Origin of the sequence: Janthinobacterium sp. JC611 (assembly GCF_018682595.1) — a bacterium.
In the GTDB taxonomy this organism is placed as follows: Bacteria; Pseudomonadota; Gammaproteobacteria; order Burkholderiales; family Burkholderiaceae_D; genus Janthinobacterium.
Window position 1 is genome coordinate 167,511 of sequence record NZ_JAFLJN010000015.1, and the last position, 25,806, is coordinate 193,316.

The 25,806-nt window shown below is 64.6% G+C and carries 21 protein-coding genes and 2 tRNA genes; 12 read left to right on the forward strand and 11 right to left on the reverse strand.

Annotated elements, in window-relative coordinates; translation table 11 throughout:
* Window positions 1–63 precede the first annotated feature (63 nt).
* The 7 genes from J0O65_RS11720 to J0O65_RS11750 form a co-directional block, all read right to left on the reverse strand.
* A complete protein-coding gene (locus J0O65_RS11720; protein WP_215406910.1) occupies window positions 64–1,194 on the reverse strand; it encodes a TIGR03088 family PEP-CTERM/XrtA system glycosyltransferase in 1,131 nt (376 codons plus the stop codon).
* A 4-nt stretch (window positions 1,195–1,198) separates the two neighbouring features.
* The gene (locus J0O65_RS11725) at window positions 1,199–2,755 is read right to left on the reverse strand and encodes a polysaccharide deacetylase family protein (protein WP_215406912.1); all 1,557 of its coding nucleotides are present in this window, start codon (window positions 2,753–2,755) and stop codon (window positions 1,199–1,201) included.
* A 252-nt stretch (window positions 2,756–3,007) separates the two neighbouring features.
* Window positions 3,008–3,083: transfer RNA gene (locus J0O65_RS11730), tRNA-Phe, on the reverse strand.
* Between the two features lie 131 nt (window positions 3,084–3,214).
* Window positions 3,215–3,646, reverse strand: coding sequence for a hypothetical protein (locus J0O65_RS11735; protein WP_215406914.1), 432 nt, complete (start codon window positions 3,644–3,646; stop codon window positions 3,215–3,217).
* Between the two features lie 127 nt (window positions 3,647–3,773).
* Window positions 3,774–6,176 (reverse strand): S9 family peptidase, encoded by a 2,403-nt coding sequence (locus tag J0O65_RS11740; protein ID WP_215406916.1) that lies wholly within the window; start codon window positions 6,174–6,176, stop codon window positions 3,774–3,776.
* Between the two features lie 92 nt (window positions 6,177–6,268).
* Window positions 6,269–8,533: a putative bifunctional diguanylate cyclase/phosphodiesterase gene (locus J0O65_RS28115; RefSeq protein ID WP_215406918.1), complete on the reverse strand. Its 2,265-nt coding sequence runs from the start codon at window positions 8,531–8,533 to the stop codon at window positions 6,269–6,271.
* 181 nt (window positions 8,534–8,714) lie between these two features.
* Window positions 8,715–9,020 (reverse strand): PsiF family protein, encoded by a 306-nt coding sequence (locus J0O65_RS11750; protein WP_152252152.1) that lies wholly within the window; start codon window positions 9,018–9,020, stop codon window positions 8,715–8,717.
* Between the two features lie 266 nt (window positions 9,021–9,286).
* Between J0O65_RS11750 and J0O65_RS11755 the strand changes: the two genes are divergently transcribed.
* The 3 genes from J0O65_RS11755 to J0O65_RS11765 all read left to right on the forward strand — a co-directional run bounded on the left by J0O65_RS11755 (window position 9,287) and on the right by J0O65_RS11765 (window position 12,375).
* Complete coding sequence (locus J0O65_RS11755; RefSeq protein ID WP_215406921.1) at window positions 9,287–9,826, forward strand: DUF2058 domain-containing protein; 540 nt, start codon at window positions 9,287–9,289, stop codon at window positions 9,824–9,826.
* Window positions 9,827–9,956: 130 nt separating this feature from the next.
* The gene (locus tag J0O65_RS11760; RefSeq protein ID WP_215406922.1) at window positions 9,957–11,549 is read left to right on the forward strand and encodes a DUF6861 domain-containing protein; all 1,593 of its coding nucleotides are present in this window, start codon (window positions 9,957–9,959) and stop codon (window positions 11,547–11,549) included.
* 1 nt (window position 11,550) lies between these two features.
* The gene (locus J0O65_RS11765; RefSeq protein WP_215406924.1) at window positions 11,551–12,375 is read left to right on the forward strand and encodes a hypothetical protein; all 825 of its coding nucleotides are present in this window, start codon (window positions 11,551–11,553) and stop codon (window positions 12,373–12,375) included.
* A 50-nt stretch (window positions 12,376–12,425) separates the two neighbouring features.
* Here the strand turns inward: J0O65_RS11765 and J0O65_RS11770 are convergent.
* Window positions 12,426–12,501 (reverse strand) — tRNA-Phe (locus J0O65_RS11770).
* A gap of 186 nt (window positions 12,502–12,687) precedes the next feature.
* Between J0O65_RS11770 and dkgB the strand changes: the two genes are divergently transcribed.
* From dkgB to J0O65_RS11815, 9 genes are all read left to right on the forward strand, one after another.
* Complete coding sequence (gene dkgB / locus J0O65_RS11775; protein WP_215406926.1) at window positions 12,688–13,512, forward strand: 2,5-didehydrogluconate reductase DkgB; 825 nt, start codon at window positions 12,688–12,690, stop codon at window positions 13,510–13,512.
* A 10-nt stretch (window positions 13,513–13,522) separates the two neighbouring features.
* Window positions 13,523–14,443, forward strand: a complete 921-nt coding sequence (locus tag J0O65_RS11780) for an LLM class oxidoreductase (protein ID WP_502793558.1) — start codon at window positions 13,523–13,525, stop codon at window positions 14,441–14,443.
* A 66-nt stretch (window positions 14,444–14,509) separates the two neighbouring features.
* A complete protein-coding gene (locus tag J0O65_RS11785; RefSeq protein WP_251373677.1) occupies window positions 14,510–15,748 on the forward strand; it encodes an FAD-dependent monooxygenase in 1,239 nt (412 codons plus the stop codon).
* Between the two features lie 153 nt (window positions 15,749–15,901).
* On the forward strand, window positions 15,902–16,624 hold the full coding sequence (locus J0O65_RS11790) for a DsbC family protein (protein ID WP_215406930.1): 723 nt from the start codon (window positions 15,902–15,904) through the stop codon (window positions 16,622–16,624).
* A 133-nt stretch (window positions 16,625–16,757) separates the two neighbouring features.
* Window positions 16,758–17,216 carry a (2Fe-2S)-binding protein gene (locus tag J0O65_RS11795; protein WP_034753534.1) on the forward strand — a complete coding sequence of 153 codons (459 nt, stop codon included), beginning with the start codon at window positions 16,758–16,760 and terminating at the stop codon, window positions 17,214–17,216.
* Between the two features lie 10 nt (window positions 17,217–17,226).
* Window positions 17,227–19,491, forward strand: coding sequence for a xanthine dehydrogenase family protein molybdopterin-binding subunit (locus tag J0O65_RS11800; protein WP_215406932.1), 2,265 nt, complete (start codon window positions 17,227–17,229; stop codon window positions 19,489–19,491).
* A gap of 13 nt (window positions 19,492–19,504) precedes the next feature.
* Complete coding sequence (locus tag J0O65_RS11805) at window positions 19,505–20,113, forward strand: nucleotidyltransferase family protein (RefSeq protein WP_215406934.1); 609 nt, start codon at window positions 19,505–19,507, stop codon at window positions 20,111–20,113.
* Window positions 20,114–20,140: 27 nt separating this feature from the next.
* Window positions 20,141–22,051 carry a M61 family metallopeptidase gene (locus J0O65_RS11810; protein ID WP_285896785.1) on the forward strand — a complete coding sequence of 637 codons (1,911 nt, stop codon included), beginning with the start codon at window positions 20,141–20,143 and terminating at the stop codon, window positions 22,049–22,051.
* Window positions 22,052–22,266: 215 nt separating this feature from the next.
* A complete protein-coding gene (locus J0O65_RS11815; RefSeq protein ID WP_215406936.1) occupies window positions 22,267–23,442 on the forward strand; it encodes a GGDEF domain-containing protein in 1,176 nt (391 codons plus the stop codon).
* Here the strand turns inward: J0O65_RS11815 and J0O65_RS11820 are convergent.
* From J0O65_RS11820 to trpD, 3 genes are read right to left on the reverse strand one after another with little or no spacing between them, the layout of a single operon-like run.
* Entirely contained in the window at window positions 23,393–23,845 is a 453-nt protein-coding gene (locus J0O65_RS11820) for a hypothetical protein (protein WP_215406938.1), read from the reverse strand. The genes J0O65_RS11815 and J0O65_RS11820 overlap by 50 nt on opposite strands.
* A gap of 20 nt (window positions 23,846–23,865) precedes the next feature.
* Window positions 23,866–24,666 (reverse strand): indole-3-glycerol phosphate synthase TrpC, encoded by an 801-nt coding sequence (gene trpC / locus J0O65_RS11825; RefSeq protein ID WP_215406940.1) that lies wholly within the window; start codon window positions 24,664–24,666, stop codon window positions 23,866–23,868.
* A gap of 34 nt (window positions 24,667–24,700) precedes the next feature.
* Window positions 24,701–25,744, reverse strand: coding sequence for an anthranilate phosphoribosyltransferase (gene trpD / locus J0O65_RS11830; RefSeq protein WP_215406942.1), 1,044 nt, complete (start codon window positions 25,742–25,744; stop codon window positions 24,701–24,703).
* Between the last annotated feature and the right edge of the window lie 62 nt (window positions 25,745–25,806).

Consider the following 25,806-nt stretch of genomic DNA (forward strand, 5'->3'; position numbering starts at 1 on the left):
TGTTACTGTGCGGTACTGCGCATACGCGCAACGCCAAACGCATGGGGGGCGTGGTGGCGCCCGCTAATGGCACAACTGCTGGTACAGCGACTGGTAATGCGCGACCATGGTGGGCAGGCTGAAACGCTCGACGGCCACGCGCCGCGCGGCGGCGCCGTGCGCGAGGCGCAAGGCGGGGTGCGTCAAATAGTCGTCCAGGAGGCGGCCCAGGGCGGCCACGTCGCCAGGCGGGAACAGCCGGCCCGTCAGCCCTTGCTGGACCAGCTCGGGATTGCCCCCCACGCTGGTGGCGAGCGCCGGCACGCCGCTGGCCATGGCCTCGAGCAAGGTATTCGAGATCCCTTCCGACAAGGAAGGCAGGACGAAGACATCGATATTGCGCATGACCACGGCGACGTCGTGCAAGGTGCCGGGAAACCACACGCGCTCCCCGACGCCGAGCGCTGCGGCCAAGGCGCGCAAGTCCGCCGCCAGGGGGCCGCTGCCGGCCATCACGAGGCGCGCTCTGGCGTGACGCGGCGCCAGGCCGGCAAAGGCGCGCAGCAGGGTGGCTTGATCCTTGACGGGCTGCATGCGGCCGACCGTGCCGATGATGAGCGCGTCGTCGCGCGCGTAAGCTGCGGGCATGGCGCAGCGGGGGCCGTTTTCCCGGGGCGTGAAGCGGGTCGTGTCGACACCGTTGTAGATCTGGCTGATCCTCGCGGGGGCGATACCGACGCGCCCGCTCAGGTAGCGCTGCAGGTTTTGCGAGACCGTGACATAGCGCTCGATCAACGGTGAATGCAGCTGGCGCAGCAGCGCCGGCTTCCATCGGTCGCCACGCAAGTTGTCGACATCCCAGCCGTGCTCGCCATGCACGGCATGGCGCACGCCCGCCAGCCGTGCCGGTAACAGCGCATCGAGAGCGGACTGGTTGCGCGTATGCAAGATAGCGGGTTGGAGCGTGCGGCACAGCTTGTAGAGTTCGCGGCGCATCGCCCACACGCCGATGCGGCTGCGCTTCAGGGCAATGACGTCCACGTCGCGGCGAACGATGCGGTCGCGGAAGTCCGAGTCGTCTTCGATGCAGACGATGCCATGCCGGAAGGCCGATTCGGGCATATGGTTGATCAAGTTGACCACGCCATTCTCCAGGCCCCCGGTGACCAGATGATGCATGACATGCAAGACCAGCGGGGGCGTTTTTCCGCTCATCCGCTCATCTCCATCCCAGGCACGCGAACAGGAAGGCGCGATCGGAATACTCCCAGTGTATGCCGCGCCGCAGCAGATTGAAGGGATCGACGGCGCCGATATTGCTGCCGCCATAGGCGGACAGGCAGGCGACATAGCCGGCTTGCCTGACCAGCTCGAGGCGTTCCGGCGTCATGTGCCGGCGTCCCCCGTAGGGATAGCCTAGCACGACGCTTTCCAGCCCCAGTTCATGCCGCAAGTCGTCGCGCGAGCGCGCCAGTTCGTGGCGCACGATGTTTTCCGGTTCGGCGGCGCAGTCGATATGGTTGACGGTGTGGGAGCCGATCAGGAAGCCCTCGTCGCGCATCGCGCGCAACTGTTCCCAGGTCATCATCGGTATCGCCTGGTTGCCGCGCCGCACGTCGTGCGCGAAGGCGCGCCCGCTGCCGATGAAGCCGGTGGCGACAAAGAAGGCGCCGGGAAGCTGGTGCTTCAGGAGGATGGGCACGGCATTCGTGTAGTTGTCGAGGTAGCCGTCGTCGAAGGTGACGCATACCAGCGGGCGGGACGAAGCGGGGACCGACTCCAGCCTCAGCGCCTGCTCGAGCGGCAGCACCATGCAATGCTTGCGCAGCAATGCCATCTGCCGGTCGAACTGTGCGATGCCGACGGTGAGATTGTCGCGCGCGCCGTCGCTGACGCGATGGTATAGCAGCACCGTCAGGCGTGGCGCGAGCGCGCGGCTCAGGCCCAGGCGCGATAACATCGCTGCGCCGGCCGCTGCGCCATCCTTGAGCGCTCTGTGCATAGCGTGGCCCGCTGGCCGCTGGTTGCGCAGCAGCCTGGCGTCCAGTTCGGCCACCTGCGCCAGGCTGGGTTTTCGATACGTCGCGCCGGCGCCGGCTTGCGCCAGCGACGGCGGGGCGCCGGCCAGGACTTGCTGCACGGCATCGCACATCAACTGGATACCCGCCGCGTCCAGGCGCAGCTGCATGCCTCGCACCGTCGCGTAGGCTTCCCGCTCGAGCGTGGCCGCCAGCACGACGTTGCCCGTGTCGAGTTTGTCGTCGACCCAATGGATGGTGCAGCCGACCGACGGCTCGTCGTTCCACAATTCCCAGAATGCCGGCGGCATGCCGCGGTAGTCGGGCACTTTGCCCTTGTGTAAGTTGAGCGTGCCCAGCGTGGGCAGGGCGAACAGCGGCCTGCGCAGGATAGGCGCGTCGAGCGCCAGGCCCAGCGCCGGCGCGAAGGCCCTGACGGCGGACAGCGTGGCGTCCGCATGCAGGTCGGCGACCGTGAGCACGTCGAGGTGCCTTGGCGATGCCAGTGCGCCCTGCTGCGGCGCGGCGCGCGCGCGCATGCGCCGCCAGAGATCCGCGGCTTGATACGGTATCCAGCGCCAGCCGTTCTTTGTCAGGTTCGCCCACTGGTTATGCAGCAATTCCGGCGCCGACTTGCGCCGCGCGTGGATCACGAGCAGCCAGCGCAAGCCGGGAAGGGCGCGCTCGATCGCCGCGATGCCCTGGCGGATCGCATGGCCATCGTTGCCCGTAAACACCACAATCTTGTGCTCATCCATGTGCGTGGACATCCTTGGTCGAGGAGATAGGCTGGTCCGCTGGCGTGGATTGCGTGCCGGCCACCCGTTGACGGACTGTCGCCCCGGGACGGATGTTGCACTTTGTAATAGATCAAGCAAGGATGAGATTTCGCCTGGATGGGCGCGGACGGGCGTCCGCGGCAGGGCGCGTCGGCATTGCCGCCGGGTAAGGCGAGGTCCGGAAACGACAACGCCCACTGACAGGAGTGGGCGTTTCATTGGAACTGTTCTTGGTGGCCCGGGGCGGAATCGAACCACCGACACAAGGATTTTCAATCCTCTGCTCTACCGACTGAGCTACCAGGCCAAGGCGGCGAATTATAGCAGAAAGACTTTCCACCTGACCAGAGCTAGCTGTGTTCAAATGCAACAGATAGCCAAATCATATTGTTTTGATATTGTCGCATGCCACGCGGCTGGCTCGATGCGGCGGCGGTTTTACAGGGCGGAGCCGCCGCCCAGGCCGCTCTTTTGCAGCACGCAGCGCCCCGCCTGGCAAGTGGCGCCCGGGTCCGTGACGATGGAGCAAGTCGACATCATGCCGTCCGCCTGCTGCTGCTTGCGGCTGGCCTCGGCTTGCGCCTGGGCCAGCGCCTTGAGTTTCTTGCCGTCATTGCCCTTGCTGGACCAGGCCAGGTAGCGCTCGGGTCCGCCGCAGGCCTTGGCGCCGATGGCGATGGTTTGGCATTGCTGGGTGGAATCGCAGGCGGCGGCGCCCACTTCCGCCTCGATTTGCGCCAGCAAGCCGGCATTGCCGGGGGCGGGCGGCGCATCGTTTTGCGTGGGGGCGCTGCCGCAGGCGCTGGCGGCCAGCAGCAGGAAGCTGGCGCACGCGGCGCGCAGCAGGGCGGAGGTGGTGGATGTCGTCATGCCTTCATCATGTGCCATGCTTGCGTAAATGGCAAGCGCGATTCGCGCGCCGGCCGCACGTCAGCGACTTCCGTGTCGCCGAATGCGACAGCATGAAAAAATGCCCGCATCAAGCGGGCATCGGAGTTTATTTCAATGTTCTCTGGAACAACTGATAAATCCGGCGGTACTCGTCATACCACGCTTCCGGCTGCACGAAGCCGTGGCGCTCCATCGGGTAGCTGGCCATTTCCCAGTTATCCTTTTTCAGCTCGATGAGGCGCTGCGACAGGCGCACGGAGTCCTGGTAAAACACGTTGTCGTCGATCATGCCATGGGCGATCAGGAGGTTGCCCGTCAGTTTGTCGGCGTATTCGATCGGCGACGAGATTTTATACGCCTGCGGATCGACGTCCGGGGTGTTCAGGATGTTCGCCGTGTACTCGTGGTTGTAGGTGGTCCAGTCCGTCACGGGGCGCAGGGCGGCGCCGGACTTGAACATGTCCGGCGCGCGCATCAGGGCCATCAGGCTCATGAAGCCGCCATAGCTGCCGCCATAGATGCCCACGTTCTGGATGTCGCCCTGGTGCTGCTGCGCCAGCCAGTTGGCGCCGTCGATGAAGTCTTCCAGTTCCGGGTGGCCCATCTGGCGGTAGATGGCCGTGCGCCAGGCGCTGCCGTAGCCGAGCGAGGCGCGGTAGTCGACGTCGAGCACGATGTAGCCTTGCTCCACCAGCAGGTTGTGGAACATCTGTTCGCGGAAATACACGGGGTAGCGTTCGGTCACGTTCTGCAGGTAGCCGGCGCCGTGCGCGAACATGACGATCGGATACTTCTTGCCCGTTTCCAGCTGCTTTGGCCTGTACAGCTTGGCCCAGATGGGCGCCGCGCCGTGCGTGGACGGTACTTGCACCAGTTGCGGCATGACCCAGCTGCGGGCCTTGAAGGCCTCGCTGCGCGTATCCGTCAGGATGTTCGCCTTGCCGCCGGAGACCGGGATGGTCGCCAGCTGGGCCGGCATATAGCTGGTGGAAAAACGCAGCAGCAGCTTGCCGTTATCGGGCGACAGGCCGAAGTTTTCCACGCCTTTCAAATTCGTCACTTCGCGCGCGCCGCCGTCCTTCGCCGTGCTGGCGCACACTTCATACGTGCCGGGCGCCTGCCGGTTGCACATGAAATAAGCCGTCTTGCCGTCGCGGCTCCATTCGACGGCGCTCACTTCCCACTGGCCGCTGGTCAAGGCGCGCGCGGGCGCCGCGCCCGTTTTCGTGTACAGGTGGGCGTAGCCGCTTTCCTCGGACAGATACCACACGGTGGCGTTGTCGGGCAGCCAGCCGAATTCTTCGGCGCGGCGGTTGACCCAGGCCGTGTCGCTGATGCGGTGCACGGGCACGAGGGCGCCGTTGGCCAGGTCGACGGTGGCGAGCCAGCCATCCTTGTTGTCGACGGCGCGCACGCGCACGGCCGCCTTGGAACCGTCATCAGTCCAGGCGATGCCGTCGCGCTGGGCGTCGATGCGCACGGCACGGTTGCCCTTCAGCGGCGGCAGCTTCTGTTCGGCGCGCATGGCTGCCAGCGGATCGGTGGCGATGCCGGGCAGCGTATCAAAAGCGATGTCGCGCACCTGGCCCGTGCGCAGGTCCGCCAGTTTCAGGCTTTGCGCGATGGGCATGTTGCGGCCCACGCGCGTGCGCTCGTCGTCCGCTTCCGGGTAGCCCGTTTCCGTGATGTAGCGGGCCAGTTTGCCCAGCTTGCCCTTTTCGGCGGCCTTGTCTTGCGTGACGACCAGCAGCCAGCGGCCATCCGGCGACAGGGCGCTGCCGGAAATGGTGACTTTCTCGCCCAGGTAGATCGGTTCCGGCGCGCGCGTGGCGTCCAGGCGGCGCTCTGCGTGGCGGCGTTCGCGGTTGGCGTCGCGCTCTTCCTTCTGGCGCGCCAGGTTGACGATCAGGCGCAGTTGCAGCTCGCGCAGGGCGTCCGTTTCCGGCTTGGCGTCCGGGTCCTTGGCCGCGCGCAGCAGGGCCACGGGGGCGCTCAGGCGGTCAAGACGGTTCCAGCTGAACCAGTCGGTGCCGCTGCGGTATTGCACGGCGGCGCCGTCGTTCGAGTATTGCGGGTCGCTGATGGCGGACACGCCGCGCGTGATCTGCGTCAAGGCGCCGCTTTTCAGGTCGCGCTCGAACAGGTCGCCGTTGCGCAGCAGGATGGCGCGCGTGCCGGCCCGGTTGACGACCATCTGCTGGCCATCGAGGTTGGCCAGCTGCGCGTCGTCGACCTGCTTGCCGCTATTGATCCTGGCGTTCGCGCCTGGCACGTGATAGGTGTCGCGCAGGGGCGAGCCAATGCGCTTCTGCTTGTAGTAGAGCTGGCCATTCCAGCCCCACCATGCCGCTTCGACGGGCGTGCCGATCCAGTCGGGATCGGCCATGGCCTGGTCCAGCGTGATCGGCGTGGGGACGGTGGTGGAAGGGGCCGCATGGGCGGCGGGCAGGGCGGCGGCCAGCAAACACAGCAGGAGAGGGCGGGCCAACAGGGGAAGAACCAGACGCATCGGGGATCGCTTTAAGAAAAGGGGATGGTGAAGGTACAGGCTATGCGGCCGGTATTCTAGCGGAGGAGTTTCGCGGGGGAAATGTCGGAAAGCTAAGCTTGATGCCGGGCCAGCCAGGCGGGAAAGTCTTCCAGCGGCATCGGCTGCGCGATCAGGTAGCCCTGCAAGCCATCGCAATCGTGGGCGACGAGGAAGTCGGCCTGCTCCTGCGTTTCCACGCCCTCGGCCACGACGCGCAAGCCCAGATGGCGCGCCATGGCCAGTATCGCTTGCACGATGGCCGTGTCGCGCGCATCGCGCGGCGTGTCGTCGATGAAGCGCTTGTCGATTTTGAGTTCGTACAGCGGCATCGAGGTCAGGTAGGCGAGGCTGGAATAGCCGGTGCCGAAATCGTCGATGGAAAAGCGGATGCCCAGGTCCGCCAGTGCGCGCATGCGCGCCAGCGAGGCGTCGCGCTGGTCGATCAGCAAGCCTTCCGTCAGTTCCAGGATCAGGGCGCCGGCTGGCGTGCCGTGCTCGGCCAGCGCCGCCTGCACACGGGCAGCGAAGTCGGGCTGGCGAAACTGGGCCGGACTGACGTTCACCGACAGGGCGACGGGCGATCCTGCCTGCGCCAGCAGCGTCGCGGCGCGGCACGCCTCGCGCAGGGCCCAGTGTCCGAGTCTGACGATCAGCCCCGATTCCTCGGCGATGGGGATGAAGACTCCGGGCCCGATGTGCGTGCCGTCCGCCTGCGGCCAGCGCATCAGCAGTTCGGCGCCCGTCACGCGGCCGTGGCGGTCGACCTGCGGCTGCACGTGCATGCGCAACTCGCCCAGGGAGAGGGCGCGCGCCAGCGCCCGTTCCAGGGTCAGGCGCCGTTCCACGCCCGCCTGCATGGCCGCCTCAAAGAAGGCGATGCCGTTGCGCCCTCCCGCCTTGGCGCGGTACATGGCGATGTCGGCTTCGCGCAGCAGGTCGTGCGCCTGCTGGCCCGCTTTCGGCAGCAGGGTCACGCCGATGCTGGCGCTGCAATGATAGGACTGCCCGTCGATATCGAAGTCGCGCGCGATGGCGGCGCGGATTTTCTCGGCCACCTGGGCCGCCGCGCGGGCGGCGCTGTCCAGGTCATCGGCCAGCTGCGCCAGCAGCACGACGAATTCGTCGCCGCCGATGCGCGCCACCGTGTCGGCCTTGCGCATCAGCTGCGCCAGCCGCTGGCCGGCCAGGCGCAGCAGCGCGTCGCCGGTGGCGTGGCCGCGCGCGTCGTTGATGTGCTTGAAGTGGTCGAGGTCGATGAACATCAGCGCGCTGACCTTATGGTCGCGCGGCGCGGCGGCCAGCAGGTGGCCGAGGCGGTCCATCAGCAGGCGCCGGTTGGGCAAGCCCGTCAGCACGTCGTAGAAGGCCAGGCGGTGGATGTCCGCTTCCGATTTCTTGCGCTCGTCGATCTCGCGCTCGACGGCCACCCAGTGGGTCTGCTTGCCGTCCGCATCCGTGAACGGCACCAGTTCCGCTTCGACCCAGTACGCCTTGCCGGCCTTGTTGTAGTTGAGCAGTTCCGCGCGTGCCGGCTGGGCCCGGGCCATGGCGGCGGCGATGCGCGCCAGTTCGTCCGCATCGGTGTCGGGGCCATGCTGGAACAGCAGGCTGCGGCCCAGCACCTCGGCGCGCGCATAGCCGCTGCTGCGCTCGAAGGCATCGTTGACGAAGATGATGCGCGTGGCCGATAGAGCGCCCGCGCCGGGCGGGGCATCGGCCACTTCGGCGATCATCACCATGTCATTCAGGCGGGCCAGCGCCGTGGCCGTCAGACGCAGATCGGCGTTCAGCTGCGACAGGGCCTGGGTGCTGCTTTCCAGGTGGCGCAGCAGGAAGGCGCAGGACAGGGTCAGCACGGCGGCGATGAACAGGAAGTTCAGGGCCACGATCAGCGCGCGCAGCACGGGAGAATCGGGCGTGCCCGGCATTTGCAGGGCGACGTCGGGATGCAGGCCGAGGAAAAAGATGGTCAGCGAGGTCAGGGCCAGGGTCGACAGGGCTGGCCGCATTCCCAGCAGCAAGGCCGCCAGCACGGGCATGAGCATCATGTAGATCTGGCTGACGGGGCCGATTTTCAGCAACAGGCCCACGCCCACCAGGTAGGCGACGATGAGGAATTGCCACACGCGCCGGCGGTAGGGCATGGCGCGCCCATGCCAGATGATGCCGATCCAGCCGATGGCCAGCAAGTCGAGGGCGACAATGGACCAGATGGCTTCGCTCGCGGCCAGCAGCGCGCTGGGGATGGCGGTGACGATGCCGAGCAGCAGCACCGCCTGCAGCAGGCGGCTAAAGACCTGGCCGCGCCAGTGTGCGAGATCGTTCGACGCCGCCACGCTGCCGTCCTTTCTCCAGAATGCCGTGTAACCGTACTGAGCCGTAGATGGATTAAATACTACGCGTTATCTTTCTGCATGTCATCTTGATCATTAGGCATGATTGCATGCCTGGCAGCGTGTTGCGGGCAAAAAAAAGCCAGCCTGTCGGCTGGCGCTGTGCAGCGTGCACTGGCACTGCTTATTTCTTCGGCGCGCTCAGGCATTCTTTCATGAAGGCCTTGCGGGCATCGCCCTTCATGTCCTTGGCGTCGGCATTGCAGGCCTTCATCTTGTTTTGCTGCGTCATCGCCGGTGCCGGCTTGGCGCTCAGGCATTCCTTCATGAAGGCCTTGCGCTCATCGCCTTTCTTGCCGGCGGCGTCCGCATTGCAGGTGGTCATTTTTGACTGTTGCGCCGTCTTGGCGACGGGCGCCGCTTCCGGTGCGGCGGCAAAGGCGGTGCTGGCGAACGCGGCGGCGATGCAGAGGGCGATTAATTGTTTCATGGCAAATCCTTGTAGACGCAGTCAGTGGAAGGGGGGGCATGCAAGCGGCAGCGAAGCCGATATGCAGAACGTAACTAACTATATGACATTTATCAACAAAATTTCCACGCGAGTGTGTCTTTTTGTTACTGGCGGGCGTTGGATGCTCGCCGGTCGGCCCGGGCAGCCATCTTGCGGCGGCAGCGCCCCTGTTTTTTGCTATGCTAGCGTCTTTCCACCGGCCGATGCCGCTGCCTTGGCCGGCGCACCCTCAATACGGAGTAGTTATGGTCTCGTTGCAAGAGCAGTTTTTAAAGGCCGGCCTGGTCGACAAGAAGAAGGTCAAGCTGGCCAACCAGGACAAGAGCAAGCAGAAAAAGGACGAGCGCAAGAGCGGCACGCAAAGTGTCGACGAGGTGCGCCTGGCCGCGCTCGAGACCCAGCGCAAGAACGCGGAACGCGCGCGCGAAATGAACGCCCAGCGCGACGCGGCCGCCAACCAGAAGGCCATCGTGGCGCAGATCGCGCAAATGGTGCAAAAGAACCGCCAGAGCAAGGGTAACAACGGCGACGTGCCGTACAACTTTACATTTGATAACAAGATCGAGCGCATCTACGTGACGGCCGCCGTGCAAGCCCACCTGGTGGCGGGCCGCCTGGTGATCATCTGCCTGGGCGGCGCCGTGGAACTGGTGCCGCGTATCATCGCCGACAAGATCGCCGAACGCGACCCCGCCATCGTCGTGCGCGTCAAGCAAGCCAGCACGCAGGTGGACGAGGACGATCCATACGCGGCGTTCCAGATTCCCGATGATTTGATGTGGTAAGGCCGCGCTTGCAGCGTTGAGACACGAATGCAGATGCTGCAAGCAAGAAAATAAGAGCAATCGCTGAGGCTGCTCAACGTCGGCACCGCCCAGCGCGGCATGCTATGGGAATCTTCCCATCGGGCATGCCATGACGATACTTCCCTACGACCGCTCGCGCCTGCATGCCATGTTGGTGGCGCTTGATCAGCAAGCCGAGCGTGACCTGCGGCGCCATCTGTTGCATGCAAGGCATGATACCGCTGTCCTGATACGTGCTGAGAACCGCTCGCGTCGCGTGCTGCAGGCGCTCGATTACGCCAAAGATCCAGCGCTCAAGCGTTTGCGCCTGCAGTTTTCGCAGGTCGATATTGCCACCATATGGCCACAGCTGAGCGAAATTTGCCATGATGTCGCCTTGTGCCTGGGCATGGCGACGCTGGCATCGCAGGCGGTGCTGGAAGCCTTGCTGGCGCAGGTGTTCAACGCGGGCGCCATGGGCAAGTCCATGGTTGCCGGCCTGCGCGACGCCGGCAGCACTTACCGCATGGGCTTAGGCAGACTATGGGGTGCTGATCCTGCGCACGCCCGCTTTGTTGTGTCTGACTTGCATCGCCCAGCGCCCCATGCCAGCATGGTTGCAGCCGATTTCGCCCATGGCCATGCGCTCGCCGTCACCGCCATGCTGCGCAGCGTGAGCCTCGGTTTACGCCACGGCAGCATGCGGCGGCAAGCCATACTCGGCGCCGCCATGCACAATGCGCGGCTCGGCCCCAAGGTCGCCATGTGGCTGGCGCGCAATGAACTGGCGCTGGCCAGGCATCCGTCCTTGCAGGCGCGAACGGCGGCGATCGAGACGGCGCCTGCCATGCTGGCGCGCACCGCACCGGCCGCTGCCGTCAAAGGCGTGGCGGCAAACGCAAACAAGGTCGCGCGCGACATGGAAATCCTGCGCTTCTACGCGGCCCAGGGCAACCGTGAAGCCTACTGGAACTATCTGGCCGCCGGCGGCGACCGTTATGCGCAGCTGGCGCTGGGTGTCGTGCGCAATGACACCATCAGCGGCGTCATTGCCAACGGTTATGCGCAGATGCGGGCAGATCAGCTTGGGCGAGTGATGAGCGAGCGCGATTGGCATCAGTTTGGCATCGAGCTGATGCGGGCTGATCTTGGATATCGTGAAAAATATCTGCCGAATTCGATGGCGCTGGGGAAAATCGCACCGCTTTCGGTGGAAGACGTGGCGAGATATCACACTGTAATTTTCAAAGATTTTCTTTTGGATTCAGAAGCGTGGACCGCGCATGTTCCTCTGTCTCCTTATCTGGATGCCCATGATGTCGCTGGCGCGGAGAAAGTCTGGCAGGCCATGCTCGATGAGCGCTTTTATGCCAATGCATCGCGTGTTCTGCGGTCGGAAGGGCGCGCGTTATTGAACGGAGTAAATTCCATGGAGCATGCCGCCTGGCTGGGAAAAATTGGCGTGCTCACGTCAGGCTACGCCCTCGATCCATTCCAGGCCTATGCCGACGCGGACAAGATCGGCAGTTGGCGCTATGCGAATGGCGCCTGGTCGCGCGTGCATTTCGATTACCCTGCCGCCATGGATGGCAGCTTCGGCATGGACATAGCGCCTGAGCGGCTGCGCAAGCAATTGGATCTGGACAGGCTGTTTCGCCTGGAGCGTCTACGTCCGATGGACAAACATCCGCAGGATCTCTCTCATCTGATGCCGGGGAAATGAGGTGACGCAACCGTCCCCGCGCAAGCGACATTTGACAACCAGGATATTGCTCGCCATTTTTTGTCTGGCCACCCTGGCCTGGTATGCGTCGCCACGCAAACAGCCAGCGACCGAACTGCACATGATGGTCAATCGCAACAAGCTTCGCATTCCCGCGAACTATATTCCAAGCTATATGCGGGGTTTGTACGAGCAAGTTGGCAACAGGCAGGGTTTGCTCTTGCAAGCGCGGTGGACGGGGGGCAAGTTGCTGCCCTTCGTCGCTCCGCATGACAATACGCCCGTCTGGATCAGTCATCAGGATGAAGTCTCCATTCTGGTGCAGCATTTTGACGCCAACACGCTGGCCGAAAAGTATCAGCTTGCCCAGCGCTTTAGCTCGATCTGGATGCCGAATCGCAAGCAGATGGCGTCACGCCATGGCTTGCTGCGCTATGAGCACAACGATCTGCCGCAGCGCGTGCGGGAAGATGTGATCACGGTGTTTTATGAAAAGGACTTGTATCTATATCCATCGCGCGAGCGGATAGAAACGCAGATTGTCTGCGCCCCGGATTTTTTTCCCGATCCCGGTACGGAAAGGGCGAACGCGCTGCAGAAGCGTGGGAAATTGGTAATAGGCCCTAGCTGCTCGCACGATATTTTCCTGCACGGCTTGAGAAATTCTCATATCCAAGTCAGCTACTTTCGCAGCCATCTGCACGAATGGCAAGCCATCGAGCAGGCTGTGGTCGCGTTGCTGGATTCATTGAATCAAGAGCCGCAGAAGGCATTGTCGCTGGCGCGGCAGCGCGATGCGCAGCGTGAAAGCGGGATGGGACGATAAACGCAAAAACGCCACCCGAAGGTGGCGTTTTTGAACGTAAAACGAATTCTTGGTGGCCCGGGGCGGAATCGAACCACCGACACAAGGATTTTCAATCCTCTGCTCTACCGACTGAGCTACCAGGCCAAGGTGGCGAATTATAGCAGACCAAAACGCGAATGCAAGAGCTGGCTGAGACTTTTCATGGATTTCCTGCATGGGCATCGTTTTATTTGCTGTAGGATCAAATATGATTTGATATCAACGGTATTTTTCTCAACAAAGGATGGGCGCATAGTGTGGTCATCGACATTGATTTGAGAGGACTGCCGCATGAACACGACTACCCGACACACCGCTATCCCTGAAATCGGCCTGGGCACTTTCCGCTTGCAGGGCCAGGTCGTCATCGATTCCGTCAGCACGGGCCTGGACGTCGGCTACCGCCATATCGACACGGCGCAAATCTACGGCAATGAAGCCGAAGTGGGCCAGGCGATCGCCGCCAGCGCCGTCCCGCGCGACGAACTGTTCGTCACCACCAAGATCTGGATCGACAACCTGCAGCGTGACAAACTCATTCCCAGCCTGAAGGACAGCCTGCGCAAGCTGCGGCTGGAGCAGCTGGATTTAACGCTGATCCACTGGCCGTCGCCGCAGGACGCCATTCCCGTGGCCGACTACATGGCGGCGCTGGCGGAGGCCAAGGCGCAGGGGCTGACCAGGGCCATCGGCGTATCGAATTTCACGAATGCGCAGCTGCGGCAAGCCATCGACACGGTGGGAGCGGCGGAAATCGCCACGCAGCAGGTCGAGATCCACCCCTTCCTGCAAAACCGCAAGGTTATCGAGTTCGCGCGCAGCCAGGGCATCCACATCACGGCCTACATGCCGCTCGCGTATGGCAAGGTGATGGCTGACCCAGTGATCGCCGCCATCGCCGCCAGGCACGGCGTGACGCCGGCGCAGGTGGCCCTGAGCTGGTCGCTGCAGCAGGGCTTTGCCGTGATCCCGTCGTCGACCAAACGCGCCAACCTGGAAGCGAACCTGCATTTCCAGCGCATCATCCTGTCGCCGGACGAGATGGCGCAGATGGCCACGCTGGAGCGGTGCGAGCGCCTGGCCAACCCGGACGGCCTGGCGCCGCAGTGGGACTGAGATGGGCGCCATGACCAAGCTTGGACAGGGCGGTTTCAGCATCGGCCTGGAACTGCCGCTCGATAATGACTGGACGTCCACGGGGCGCCTGGCGAATGGGGCATCGGTCCGCGTGCCGGGCGAACCGGACCTGCAACAGCACGCGGCGCTGGCCAGGCTGGCCGACCGCCTGGGCTTCCGCGCCCTGTGGCTGCGCGACGTGCCCTTATATGACCCGTCATTCGGCGACGCGGCCCAGGTCTTCGAGGTGTTTACATATCTGGGCTACCTGGCCGGCATCACGGAGAACATTTTGCTGGGCACGGCCGCCGTGGTGCTGCCGCTGCGCGAACCCGTATTGACCTTGAAGGCGGCGGCCAGCGTCGACCAGCTGAGCGGCGGGCGTTTGCTGCTGGGCGTGGCCAGCGGCGACCGGCCCGTCGAGTATCCCGTCTTTGGGCGCGACTTCGACCGGCGCGGCGCCGCCTTCCGCGAACAGGTGGCCATGCTGCGCGACTGGGGAGAAATGCGCCTGCCGCCCGGCATCCGCCTGCTGCCCAAGCCGGCCGCGCCGCTGCCGCTGCTGGTGGCGGGGCTGGCGCAGCAGTCGCCCGCGTGGATCGGCGCGCACATGGATGGCTGGCTCGCCTATCCGGGCACGCCGGACGACCATGCGCGGCGCGCGGCGCAATGGCGCGCCGTCGCCGGGGAAGATAAACCCTACGTCAGCTTCATCCACCTGGACCTGGACGAAGATCCGCACATGCCGCTGCAGCGTTTCCGCTTCGGCGCCCGCACGGGGCGCGCTGGCCTGATCGCGGAATTGCAGGCCATGCGCGACGCCGGCGTGCGGCACATCGGCTTGCAGCTGCGGCAGAACCGCCGTCCGCTGGCCGAGACGATGCAGGAGATCGCGGACCACGTGCTGCCCGTATTTCATGGCGCCGCTTGATCTGGGGCACGCGTCCAGTACTTCCGGACTATCGGAAACAGGTGGGGCAAACGCTATAATGGCCGCATGAACAGTCCCACTCCCCCTACCATGCGGCGCTTCATGCACAGCCACAGCGACGTTTGCATCGTCGGCAACGGCGCCATCGCGAAAACCACGGCGCTGGCGTTTGCCCAGGCAGGACAAAGCGTCACCCTGTTATCCCCGGTGAGCCCGGCGGCCTCCGCTGCCGCCGCCAGGCCGGTCGAAGCCAGCTGGGACGTGCGCGTGTATGCGCTCAATCACACGGCGCACCAGCTGCTGTCGTCGCTGAAGGTGTGGGGCGCCCTGGAGGCCGACAGGGTGGCGCCCGTCGACGCCATGCTGGTCAACGGCGACGGCGCGCAGGCGGGCGGACTCGGTTTCGACGCCTACGGCGCCCATGTGGGCACGCTGGCGTGGATCATCGAGGACCGAAACCTGGGCCAGGCGCTGGACGCCGCCCTGAAATTCGCGCCGAACGTCAACCTGGTGCAGGGCCGCGCCAGCCGCCTGGAATGGACGGACGACTCGGCCATCGTGCACCTCGATGGCGGCGACACCATCACCTGCGCGCTGGTGGTGGGCGCGGACGGCGCCCAGTCGTGGGTGCGCGGCCAGTGCGACATCGGCCTCGATTACCGCGCGTATGGCCAGCGCGGCGTGGTCAGCAACTTCGCCTGCGAAAAGCCGCACCATGGCGCGGCCCACCAGTGGTTCACTGGCAGCGAAGGCATCGTCGCGCTGCTGCCGCTGCCGGGCGACCGCGTTTCCCTCGTCTGGTCGGCGCCCGATGCGCTGGCCGATACCCTCATGGCCGAATCGGCCGACGCCCTGGCCGCGCGCCTGGCCGCCTACTGCCACGACAAGCTGGGTAAACTCACGCCGCTGCAGCCGGAACTGGTGCGCGCGTTTCCGCTGACCCTGATGCGTCCGCACGCCATGGTGGCGCCGCGCGTGGCGCTGGTTGGCGACGCCGCCCACGTGGTGCACCCGATGGCCGGCCACGGCATGAACCTGGGCTTTGCCGACGTGGCACAGCTGGTCAAGACGATCGCCGAACGCGAAGCGCACCGCGGCATCGGCGACGAACGCGTGCTGGCGCGCTATGCCCGCGCGCGCAAGGAAGATGTGCTGCTGATGCAGCTGGCCACCGATGGCCTGGCGCGTTTGTTCGGCGCCGATCTGGAGCCGTTGCGCGTGGTTCGCAATTTGGGATTAAACTTGCTGGATAAATTGCCGGCCCTGAAGCGAAAAATGATTGCGCACGCATTGGGACATCAGTAAACATCAGTCAATCTTAAGATATCGCCGGATAATGGCAGATGTGAAAATTCAAGGTCGCCGCAGCTGGTCTGCGGCGATCGTTTTGTCAAAGAGATAATGACGTCGGGCCAGGGGCCAGTTTCGCCAGGCGTTTCAAGTGGAGAAGTGATAGTGATGAAAATGAGCAGAATCGCATTGGTGCTGGCCTCGGGCCTGATGATGTCGTGCGCCGGCGCGGAAACGCCGACGGAAGCGAACATCAAGAAGCTGATCGAACCGCGCCTGGGCGAAGGCGCCAAGGTCGACTCGGTCAAGGAAACCCCATACGGCGGCCTGTACGAAGTGCGCACGGGCGGCGACATCCTGTACACGGACAAGGCCGCGCAATATCTGTTCGTCGGCCACGTCTTCGACGCCAAGACGTCGCAAGACCTGACCAAGGTGCGCCTGGATGAAGTCAACCGCATCAAGTTCTCCGACCTGCCGCTCGACTCTGCCATGAAGACCGTCAAGGGCAATGGCAAGCGCGTGATCGCCGTGTTCGAAGATCCGAACTGCGGCTATTGCAAGCGCTTCCGCCAGAACGCGCTGAAGGAAATCGACAACGTCACCGTCTACACCTTCATGTACAACATCCTGTCGCCCGACTCCATCGTCAAGTCGCGCAATGTCTGGTGCGCGCCCGACCGCAACAAGGCCTGGGATGACTGGATGTTGAACGGCAAGGCGCCAGCCGCGGTCGCCGCCACTTGCGCCAACCCGCATGAAAAAATCCTGGCCCTGGGCCAGCAATTGCGCGTCTCGGGCACGCCAGCCATCTTCTTTGCCGACGGCAGCCGCATTCCGGGCGCGGTCGATGCGAAGACGCTGGAACAGAAATTCTCGACCATTAAGTAATCCGGGCTGTCGCCAGGAAGGCTGGACGGCGCGCCCTCGCAAGGCGCGCTTTTTTTTTGCGCTTTTTTCCGCTGTCGTATCATCAAGTGTTGTTCGTAGACGCCATAACAATCCAGAAAAGGGGAAGCAGCAGATGATTACCTTGAATATCAACGGACGCGACACGCAGGTCGACGCCGATCCTTCCACGCCCATCCTGTGGGCGCTGCGCGATAACCTGAACATGACGGGCACCAAATTCGGTTGCGGCGCTGCCCTGTGCGGCGCCTGCACGGTGCACCTCGACGGCCAGCCCATCCGCTCCTGCATCACGCCGATTTCCTCGGTCGGCGCGCAAAAGATCACCACCATCGAAGCGATGGAAAACGACCAGGTGGGCAAGGCGGTGCAGGCGGCGTGGGTACGTCACGACGTGCCGCAATGCGGTTACTGTCAAAGCGGCCAGGTGATGAGCGCCACGGCGCTGCTGCGTACCAACAAGGCGCCCAGCGACGCCGACATCGACGGCGCCATGAGCGGCAATATCTGCCGCTGCGGCACCTATCAACGGATCCGCGCGGCCATCAAGGACGCGGCCAAGACCCTGGCCTGAGGAGAGCGACATGCGTATCGAATGGTTGAATCAGGAAGCATTGCAGCATGGCGGCGTGACCTTGGGCGCGGCGCTGGCATCGGCGCCGGTGGCGCTGGCCGATGGCGTGTCGCGGCGCGGTTTCATGAAGGCCGGCGCGGTGGCGGGCGGCGGCTTGATGCTGGGCTTTTTCCTGCCCGGCGCCGGCAAGCTGGCGCAGGCGGCCGATGCCGCACCCGCCAAGCCCGTGTATGCGCCGAACGCCTTCTTGCACATCGCCCCCGATAACACGGTGACGGTGCAGGTGAACCGGCTGGAATTCGGCCAGGGCGTGCAAACGAGCTTGCCCATGCTGATCGCCGAGGAACTCGACGCCGACTGGAGCCTGGTGCACGGCGCCTTGGCGCCCGCCGGCGAGCAGTACAAGGATGCCGCCTACGGCATGCAGATGACGGGCGGCTCGGGCAGCATCGCCCATTCGTTCACGCAGTACCGCGAAATCGGCGCCAAGGCGCGCGCCATGCTGGTGGGCGCCGCCGCCGCGCAGTGGAAGGTCAACCCTGACCAGGTGCGCGCCGCCAAGGGCGTGTTGTACGGCCCCGGCGGGCAAAAGGCGACGTTTGGCGAACTTGCCGACGCGGCCATGCGTCAACCGCTGCCCACCACCGTCAAGCTGAAGGACCCGCGCGACTTCGCCATCATCGGCAAACCCGTGAAACGCCTGGACGCGGCCGCCAAGTCCACGGGAAAACAGCAGTTCGGCATCGACTTCAAGCCGCCTGGCGCCAAGGTGGCGATGGTGGCGCGTCCGCCCGTATTCGGCGCCAGGGTGGCGAAGTTCGACGCCGGCAAGGCCAAGGCCATCAAGGGCGTGCTGGAAGTATTGGAGGTGAAAACCGACCGTGGCGGCAGCGGCGTGGCGGTGATTGCCGACGGCTACTGGCCCGCGAAACAGGGACGCGATGCGCTCGTGATCGAATGGGATGCCAGCGCCGTGGAAAAGGTCAGCAGCGACCAGCAGCTGGCCGCCTTCAAGGCGCTGGCGAAAACGCCGGGCACGGTCGCCAAGCCTGCCGACATGGGCAAGCTGGCCTCGGCGCCGAAAAAGATCGAAGCCGTGTATGAATTTCCCTACCTGGCGCACGCGCCGATGGAACCGCTCAACTGCGTCGTCGACCTGCAGGCGGACAAATGCACGATGTGGGTGGGCTCGCAATTCCAGACGGGCGACCAGGCGGCGATTGCCGCCACCTCCGGCCTGAAGCCCGAGCAGGTGACCCTGCACACGATGATGGCCGGCGGCGGCTTCGGCCGGCGCGCCGTTCCCTCGTCCGACTACGTGGTCGAAGCCGTCAACGTCGCCAAGGCATACCGGGCGGCGGGCAAGAGCGGACCATTGAAGCTGATGTGGAGCCGCGAGGATGACATCAAGGGCGGCTACTACCGACCGTCGCATGTGCACCGCGCGCAGATCGGCCTCGACGCCAAAGGCAAGATCCTCGCCTGGGACCACACCATCGTGGGCCAGTCCATCATGGCCGGCACGCCGTTCGAAGCCTTCATGGTGAAAAATGGCGTCGACGGCACCATGGTCGAAGGCATGGGCGAGCCGTACACCCTGCCGATGAAGCTGTCCGTGCATACGGCCAAGGCGAACGTGCCCGTGCTGTGGTGGCGCTCCGTCGGCTCGACGCATACGGCCTTCGTCATGGAAACCCTGATCGACGAGGCGGCGCACGTGGCGAAGATGGACCCCGTCGCCTACCGCAAGCAGCTGATCGACGCCAGGCACACGCGCCACATCGCCGCACTGGACCTGGCCGTGGCCAAGTCCGGCTACGGCAGGAAGAAGCTGCCAAAGGGGCAGGCCTGGGGCGTGGCCATGCATGAATCGTTCAATTCCGTGGTCGCCTACGTGGTCACGGCATCCGTGGTCCAAGGCGCGCCCAGGCTGCACCAGGTGTGGGCGGGCGTGCACTGCAACCTGGCCGTCAATCCCTTGACGATCGAGGCGCAAGTGCAGGGCGCCGCGCTGATGGCGCTGGGCATGACCATTCCCGGTGCCGCCATCACGCTCAAGGATGGCGTGGTGGAGCAGCAGAACTTCGGCGACTACCCGGTGCCGCGCATGCCCGACATGCCCGTGATCGAGGTGCACCTGGTGCCGTCGGGCGACGCGCCGACGGGCATGGGCGAGCCGGGCGTGCCGCCGCTGGCGCCCGCATTCGCCAATGCGCTGTTCGCCCTGACGGGCAAGCGCCTGCGCAAGCTGCCGTTCGACCTGGCGGCCGCATGACGGCAGTGGTGTCTTGAGTACGGTCGGCATCCTGCTGGCAGCCGGAAGGGGACGCAGGTTCGACCCCTCCGGCGTACAGAACAAATTATTGCAACCGTTGACGGAAGGTCCGCACGCGGGCTTGCCCGTGGTGGCGGCGGCCGCAAAAGCCATGCTGGCGGCCTTGCCGCGCGTGCTGGCCGTGGTGCGCGCCGACGATACGCAGGTGGCGCGCGTGCTCGGCGCGCTGGGCTGCGAGGTGCGCGTCTGCCATGATGCCGACACGGGCATGGCCGCCTCGCTCACCTGCGCCATCGAATACGTGCGCGGCGCGCCGGGCTGGCTGATCGCCCTGGGCGACATGCCTGGTGTGGAAGCGGCTACAATCGCCGCCTTGTCGCAAGCCATCGGCGATGGCGCGCGCATCGCCGTGCCCGTGTTCCAGGGACGGCGCGGCAATCCTGTCGCGTTTGGCGCCTTTCACTTGCCGCTGCTGCTGGCGCTCGATGGCGACCAGGGCGCGCGCAGCATCGTCAACAGCCATGCCGTATGCGAAGTGACAGTGGACGACGGCGGCATCTTGCGCGATATTGATACACCTGACGATTTGTCGCCGGTGCGTGGCGCGCCCGGGCGATTTTAGAGCATCCAAGCCAAACACGAGGAAAACATGAAGAAAGCACCGAGCAAAAAAATCATCGCCAAGGCGGGAGCCAAGGCGAGCGGCAAAGCCACAAGCAAAGCCGCGGCGAAAACGGCAGTGAAAACCACGCCGGCCGCCGGCATCATCTACAGCATCGCCGCAGCGGATCTGGCGGGCCACATGTTCAAGGTGACGTTGACCGTCAAGTCGCCGGCCGCCATCGGCCAGGTCTTGTCCTTGCCGGCCTGGATACCTGGCAGCTACATGATCCGCGAATTTTCGCGCAACATCGTCAGCATCCGCGCCGAGTCCGAGGGCAAGGCCGTGGCGCTGAGCAAACTGGACAAGCACTCGTGGCAAGCCGCGCCGTGCCAGGGTCCGTTGACGGTCGAATACGACGTGTATGCCTGGGATTTGTCCGTGCGCGCCGCCCATCTGGACCAGAATCACGGCTTCTTCAACGGCACCAGCGTGTTCCTGCGCGTGCTGGGACAGGAATCCGACGCCCATGAAGTGCACATCGTGCAGCCGAAGGACGCCGCCTGCAAGACCTGGCGCGTGGCCACCACCCTGCCGGAACTCAAAGCCAAGCGCTATGGCTTCGGCAGCTACCAGGCGGCCAACTACGATGAGCTGATCGACCACCCGGTGGAGATGGGCGACTTCGCGCTGGCCACCTTCACGGCGTATGGCGTGCCGCACGATATCGTCGTCACGGGCAAGGTGCCGAACCTGGACCTGGACCGCCTGTGCCGCGACCTGAAAGCCATCTGCGAAACACAGATCGCCTTCTTCGAGCCGAAGACGAAAAAGGCGCCGATGGACCGCTATGTGTTCATGACCATGGCCGTCGGCGACGGTTACGGCGGCCTGGAACACCGCGCCTCGACGGCGCTGATCTGCGCGCGCGCCGACTTGCCGACGACGGCCTCAAGCAGCACCGAGATCGGTGACGGCTACCTGAAATTCCTGGGCCTGTGCAGCCACGAGTATTTCCACACCTGGAACGTCAAGCGCATCAAGCCGGCCGCCTTCGCGCCGTACAACCTGCAGGCGGAAAGCTATTCGCCGCTGCTGTGGCTCTTCGAAGGCTTCACCAGCTATTACGATGACCTGATGCTGGTGCGCGCGGGCCTGATCGACGAGGCGGCCTATTTCAAGCTGCTGGGGAAAACCGTCAACAGCGTCCTGCGCGGCAGCGGCCGCACCAAGCAAAGTGTGGCCGATTCCAGCTTCGACGCCTGGGGCAAGTACTACCGCCAGGATGAAAATGCGCCGAACGCCATCGTCAGCTACTACACCAAGGGTTCGCTGATCGCGCTGGCTTTCGACCTGACGATCCGCGCGAAGACGCATGGCGAAAAATCGCTGGACGACGTGATGCAGGCGCTGTGGCAGCGCTATGGCCGCGATTTCTACAAGGGCAAGGGAGAAGGCAAAGGCCGCGGCGTGACGCCGGCCGAAGTCGAAGCCCTGTTCGACGAAATCTCCGGCACGCGCATGAAGCCCTTCTTCGAGCGCTACATCCGCGGCACGGACGACGTGCCGCTGGCGCGCCTGCTGGCGCCGTTCGGCGTGAAATACAGCGACGCGCGCAAGACGGAAAAAGCCAGCCTGGACGTCAACCTGGGCCGCGACGGCAACGACGCCAGGCTGGCGCAGGTACACCAGGGCGGCGCCGCCCACGTGGCAGGCCTGTCCGCGGGCGACGTGCTGGTGGCCGTCGATGGCTTGCGCGTGACGGGCAACCCGGCCAACCTCGACACCTTGCTGGGCCGCTATGCCGTCGGCGCCAAGGTGGCGATCCACGCCTTCCGCCGCGACGAGCTGATGACGTTTGCGGCCGTGCTGCAAGGCGACCGCGTGCCGGGCGTCAGCTTGACTCTGCTGCCGGCGCCAAGGAAGGCCGCGGGGCCGAAGCGTCCTAGCGCGGCATAGCGCTGTTTTTTGTACTGTAAGACAGGAAACCGGCCGTTACTGGCCGGTTTTCTATTTCAAGCAGCAATTTCTCAAATACAAATCATCCGCTGAGGCTGGCAGCTTGCCATCATATTTGCTGCAAATGAACTCATTTTTCTTTAACTAAACTAAAATTGCCGAACTGCTTTTTTTAGATCGCGCCCAACGTGCAAACCCTCGATCCACGAACGATTATGCTGATGACGACCCTGATGTGCGGTGCGATGAGCATCGTCATGTTTTCGGTCTATCGCAGTTTCCGGCGCGAGGTGGACGGCCTGGGGCATTGGGCGGCCGGCCTGCTGTTGCTGGTGTGCGCGTCGCTGCTGTTCGGCACCCGCGAGATGCTGTCGCCGGCATTGTCCATGATCGCGGCCAATGCTGCGCTGGCGGCCGGCATCGGCCTGTCGATGCTGGGTACGGAGAAGTTCTATGGCCTGGCGCCCAGCCGCCGCGCCTATCTGCTGATACTTGCCCTGGCCATCGCCGGCAATGGCTGGTGGCTGCTGGCGCGCCCCGATTTCTCGGCGCGCGTGGCGGTCTTTTCCCTGCTGGTCTTCCTGTTTTATGCGCGCCAGGTGCAACTGGTGTGGCGCCATGGAGAGCGCCACTTTTCGAGTCTTTTCTTTGGCGCGCTGATGCTGATACAAGCTGTCGTGGTGCTGGCGCGTGGCGTGTCGGCCTTGCTGCATGGCGGCACCAGCGTGAACCTGACGGTGGCCGGCACGCTCGCCGGTGTTTATCTGGCGGTCGCCAATTTCATGGCGCTGCTGCTGACGGTGGGCTTCATGACGGTGGCGACGCGCCGCCTGCAGCAGATACTGGAGCGCCGCTCGACCCACGATCCGCTGACGCAGGTGCTGAACCGGCGCGGCTTCGGCGACGCCTATGCGCGGGAAATTGGCAATCCGCGGCGCCGCCGCCTGCCGCTGACATTGCTCAGCATCGACCTCGATTACTTCAAGTCGATCAATGACCGCTACGGTCACGCCGTGGGCGACCGGGTGCTGGCGCATGTGGCCACCATTATCAAAGGCACCCTGCGCGAATCGGATTGCGTGGCGCGTTTCGGCGGCGAGGAGTTCGTCGTGCTGATGCCGGACATGCCGGCGCTTGATGCGCTGGGTGTGGCCGAACGCATCCGCGCCTTGCTGCGCGCGCCCAATCATGCGGGCTTGCCATCCTGTACGGTCAGCATCGGCATCGCTTGCCGGGGATCGGTGGTGGAAGGACTGGAACAGCTGCTGTCGCGCGCCGACGCGGCCCTGTACCTGGCCAAGGAGCGGGGACGCGACCGCATCGAATGCGATGCTTGCGCGCTTACTGCGGACCGGACAAGGTCCGCAGCTGGAATCGATACTGCTCGTTGAAGAGGAAGGTTTCGGAGAAATCGAAGGTTCGGGCGTGGCGGCGCATCAGGTGCCCCGCCGGCGGAAAGAGCGCTGGCACGCGCCGCACGGCAGCCAGCGCCGCGGCCGATGCTTCGCTGTCGCGCGAACGGTGCACATGCACGCTTTTCAGTTCGCCGTCCGGGCCCACGCTCAGGTCGAGCACGACGATGGCCGGCAGCATGGGCGGCAGGCGCCCGCTGAACGTATATGCCCCATTGGCCGCCATGATCTGCTGCGCCACCAGCGACTTGTAGGCGTCGATGCTGGCGGCGAGCTGTAGCGCGGCTGGCGTCGGTGCTGGCGTGCGCACCGCTGGCGGTGGCGCATTCTGGCAGGCCGACAGCAGGACGGCGGCGGCAAGGACGCTGATCGCGAATCTCATGGCTGCCAGCCTCCCATGGTTTAGCTGAACAGGCGTTGCAGCTCCACGCCGGGGTCTGGCGCGCGCATGAACGCTTCGCCCACGAGGAAGCTGTGGACGTGCGCATCGCGCATGCGTTGCACGTCGGCCGTGCCGTGGATGCCCGATTCCGTGATGATCAGGCGCTCTTGCGGAATGCGCGGCAAGAGATTGATGGTCGTGTCGAGCGAGGTGTCGAAGGTGCGCAGGTTGCGGTTGTTGATGCCGATCAGCGCGCTCTTGAGTTTCAATGCCGCCGTCAGTTCTTCGCCATCGTGGCTTTCGATCAGCACGCCCATGCCCAATTCGTGGGCGCACGCTTCCATCTCGGCCATCAGGCCATGGTCGAGCGCCGCGACGATCAGCAGGATGCAGTCGGCGCCCATGGCCCGCGCTTCATAGATCTGGTACATGTCGACCATGAAATCCTTGCGCAGCACGGGGAGGGCGCAGGCGGCGCGCGCCTGCTGCAGGTAGGCCACGGAACCCTGGAAGAACTGTTCGTCCGTCAGCACGGACAGGCAGGCCGCGCCATGCGCCGCATAGCTGGCGGCGATGTCGGCAGGGCGGAAGTCGGCGCGGATCACGCCTTTCGATGGCGACGCCTTTTTCACTTCGGCGATGATGCCGGGCTTGCCGGCGGCGATGTGCTGGCGCAGGCTCGCCTCAAAACCGCGCAGGTCGGCGCGCAGGGCGCCGTCGCTTTCCACGTCGCCGCGCAGGCTGGCCAGGCTGCGGCGGGCTTTGGCCTTGGCCACTTCATCGGCCTTCACGGCCAGGATTTTATCGAGTATGTCGGACATGATGGTCGCTATTCTATAAAGGAGGGCGGGTGGCTCACGCTTGCTTTGGCGTGCCCAGTTGCTGCGTCACCTGCACGAACTGTTCCAGTTTTGCCAGGGCCGCGCCCGAGCTGACGGCGCTGCGCGCGCGCGCCAGGCCGTCTTCGATCGAACTGGCCACGCCGGCCGCGTACAGCGCCGTGCCCGCGTTCAGCGCGACGATGTCGGCAGCCGCGCCAGGCTCGCCGCGCAGCGCTTCCATCATCTTCGCCTTCGATTCGACCGAATCGGCCACCTTCAGGTTGCGGCTGGCGATCATCGACATGCCGAAGTCTTCCGGATGGATTTCATACTCGCGGATTTCGCCGTTGACCAGTTCACCGACCATGGTGGCCGCACCGAGCGAGACTTCATCCATATTGTCGCGGCCATACACGACGATGGCATGCTGCGCGCCCAGGCGCTGCAGCACGCGCACCTGGATGCCGACCAGGTCGGCGTGGAATACGCCCATCAAAATGTTCGGCGCGCCGGCGGGATTGGTCAGCGGTCCGAGGATATTGAAGATCGTGCGCACGCCCAGCTCGCGGCGCACGGGCGCCGCATGCTTCATGGCCGCGTGGTGGTTGGGCGCGTACATGAAACCGATGCCCGTTTGCGCGATCGATTGGGCGATCTGCTCGGGCTGCAGGTTGATGTTGACGCCCAGGGAATCGAGCACGTCGGCGCTGCCGGACGAGGATGACACGCTGCGCCCGCCATGCTTGGCCACGCGCGCGCCGGCCGCCGCCGCCACGAACATCGAGGCGGTGGAAATGTTGAACGTGTGCGCGCCATCGCCACCCGTGCCGACGATGTCGAGCAGGTTGGTGGTGTCGGCCATGGGCACCTTGGTGGAAAACTCGCGCATCACTTGCGCGGCGGCGGCGATTTCGCCGATGGTTTCCTTTTTCACGCGCAAGCCCATGGTCAGGGCTGCGATCATGGTGGGCGACATGTCGCCGGACATGATCTGGCGGAACAGGTACAGCATTTCGTCGTGAAAGATCTCGCGGTGTTCGATGCAGCGCAGCAGGGCTTCTTGAGGGGTGATCGGCATGATGCTTCCTTCTTCAATGATGGCGCAGGAGGACACTGATGGCACGCCGGGGCGTGCGCAGG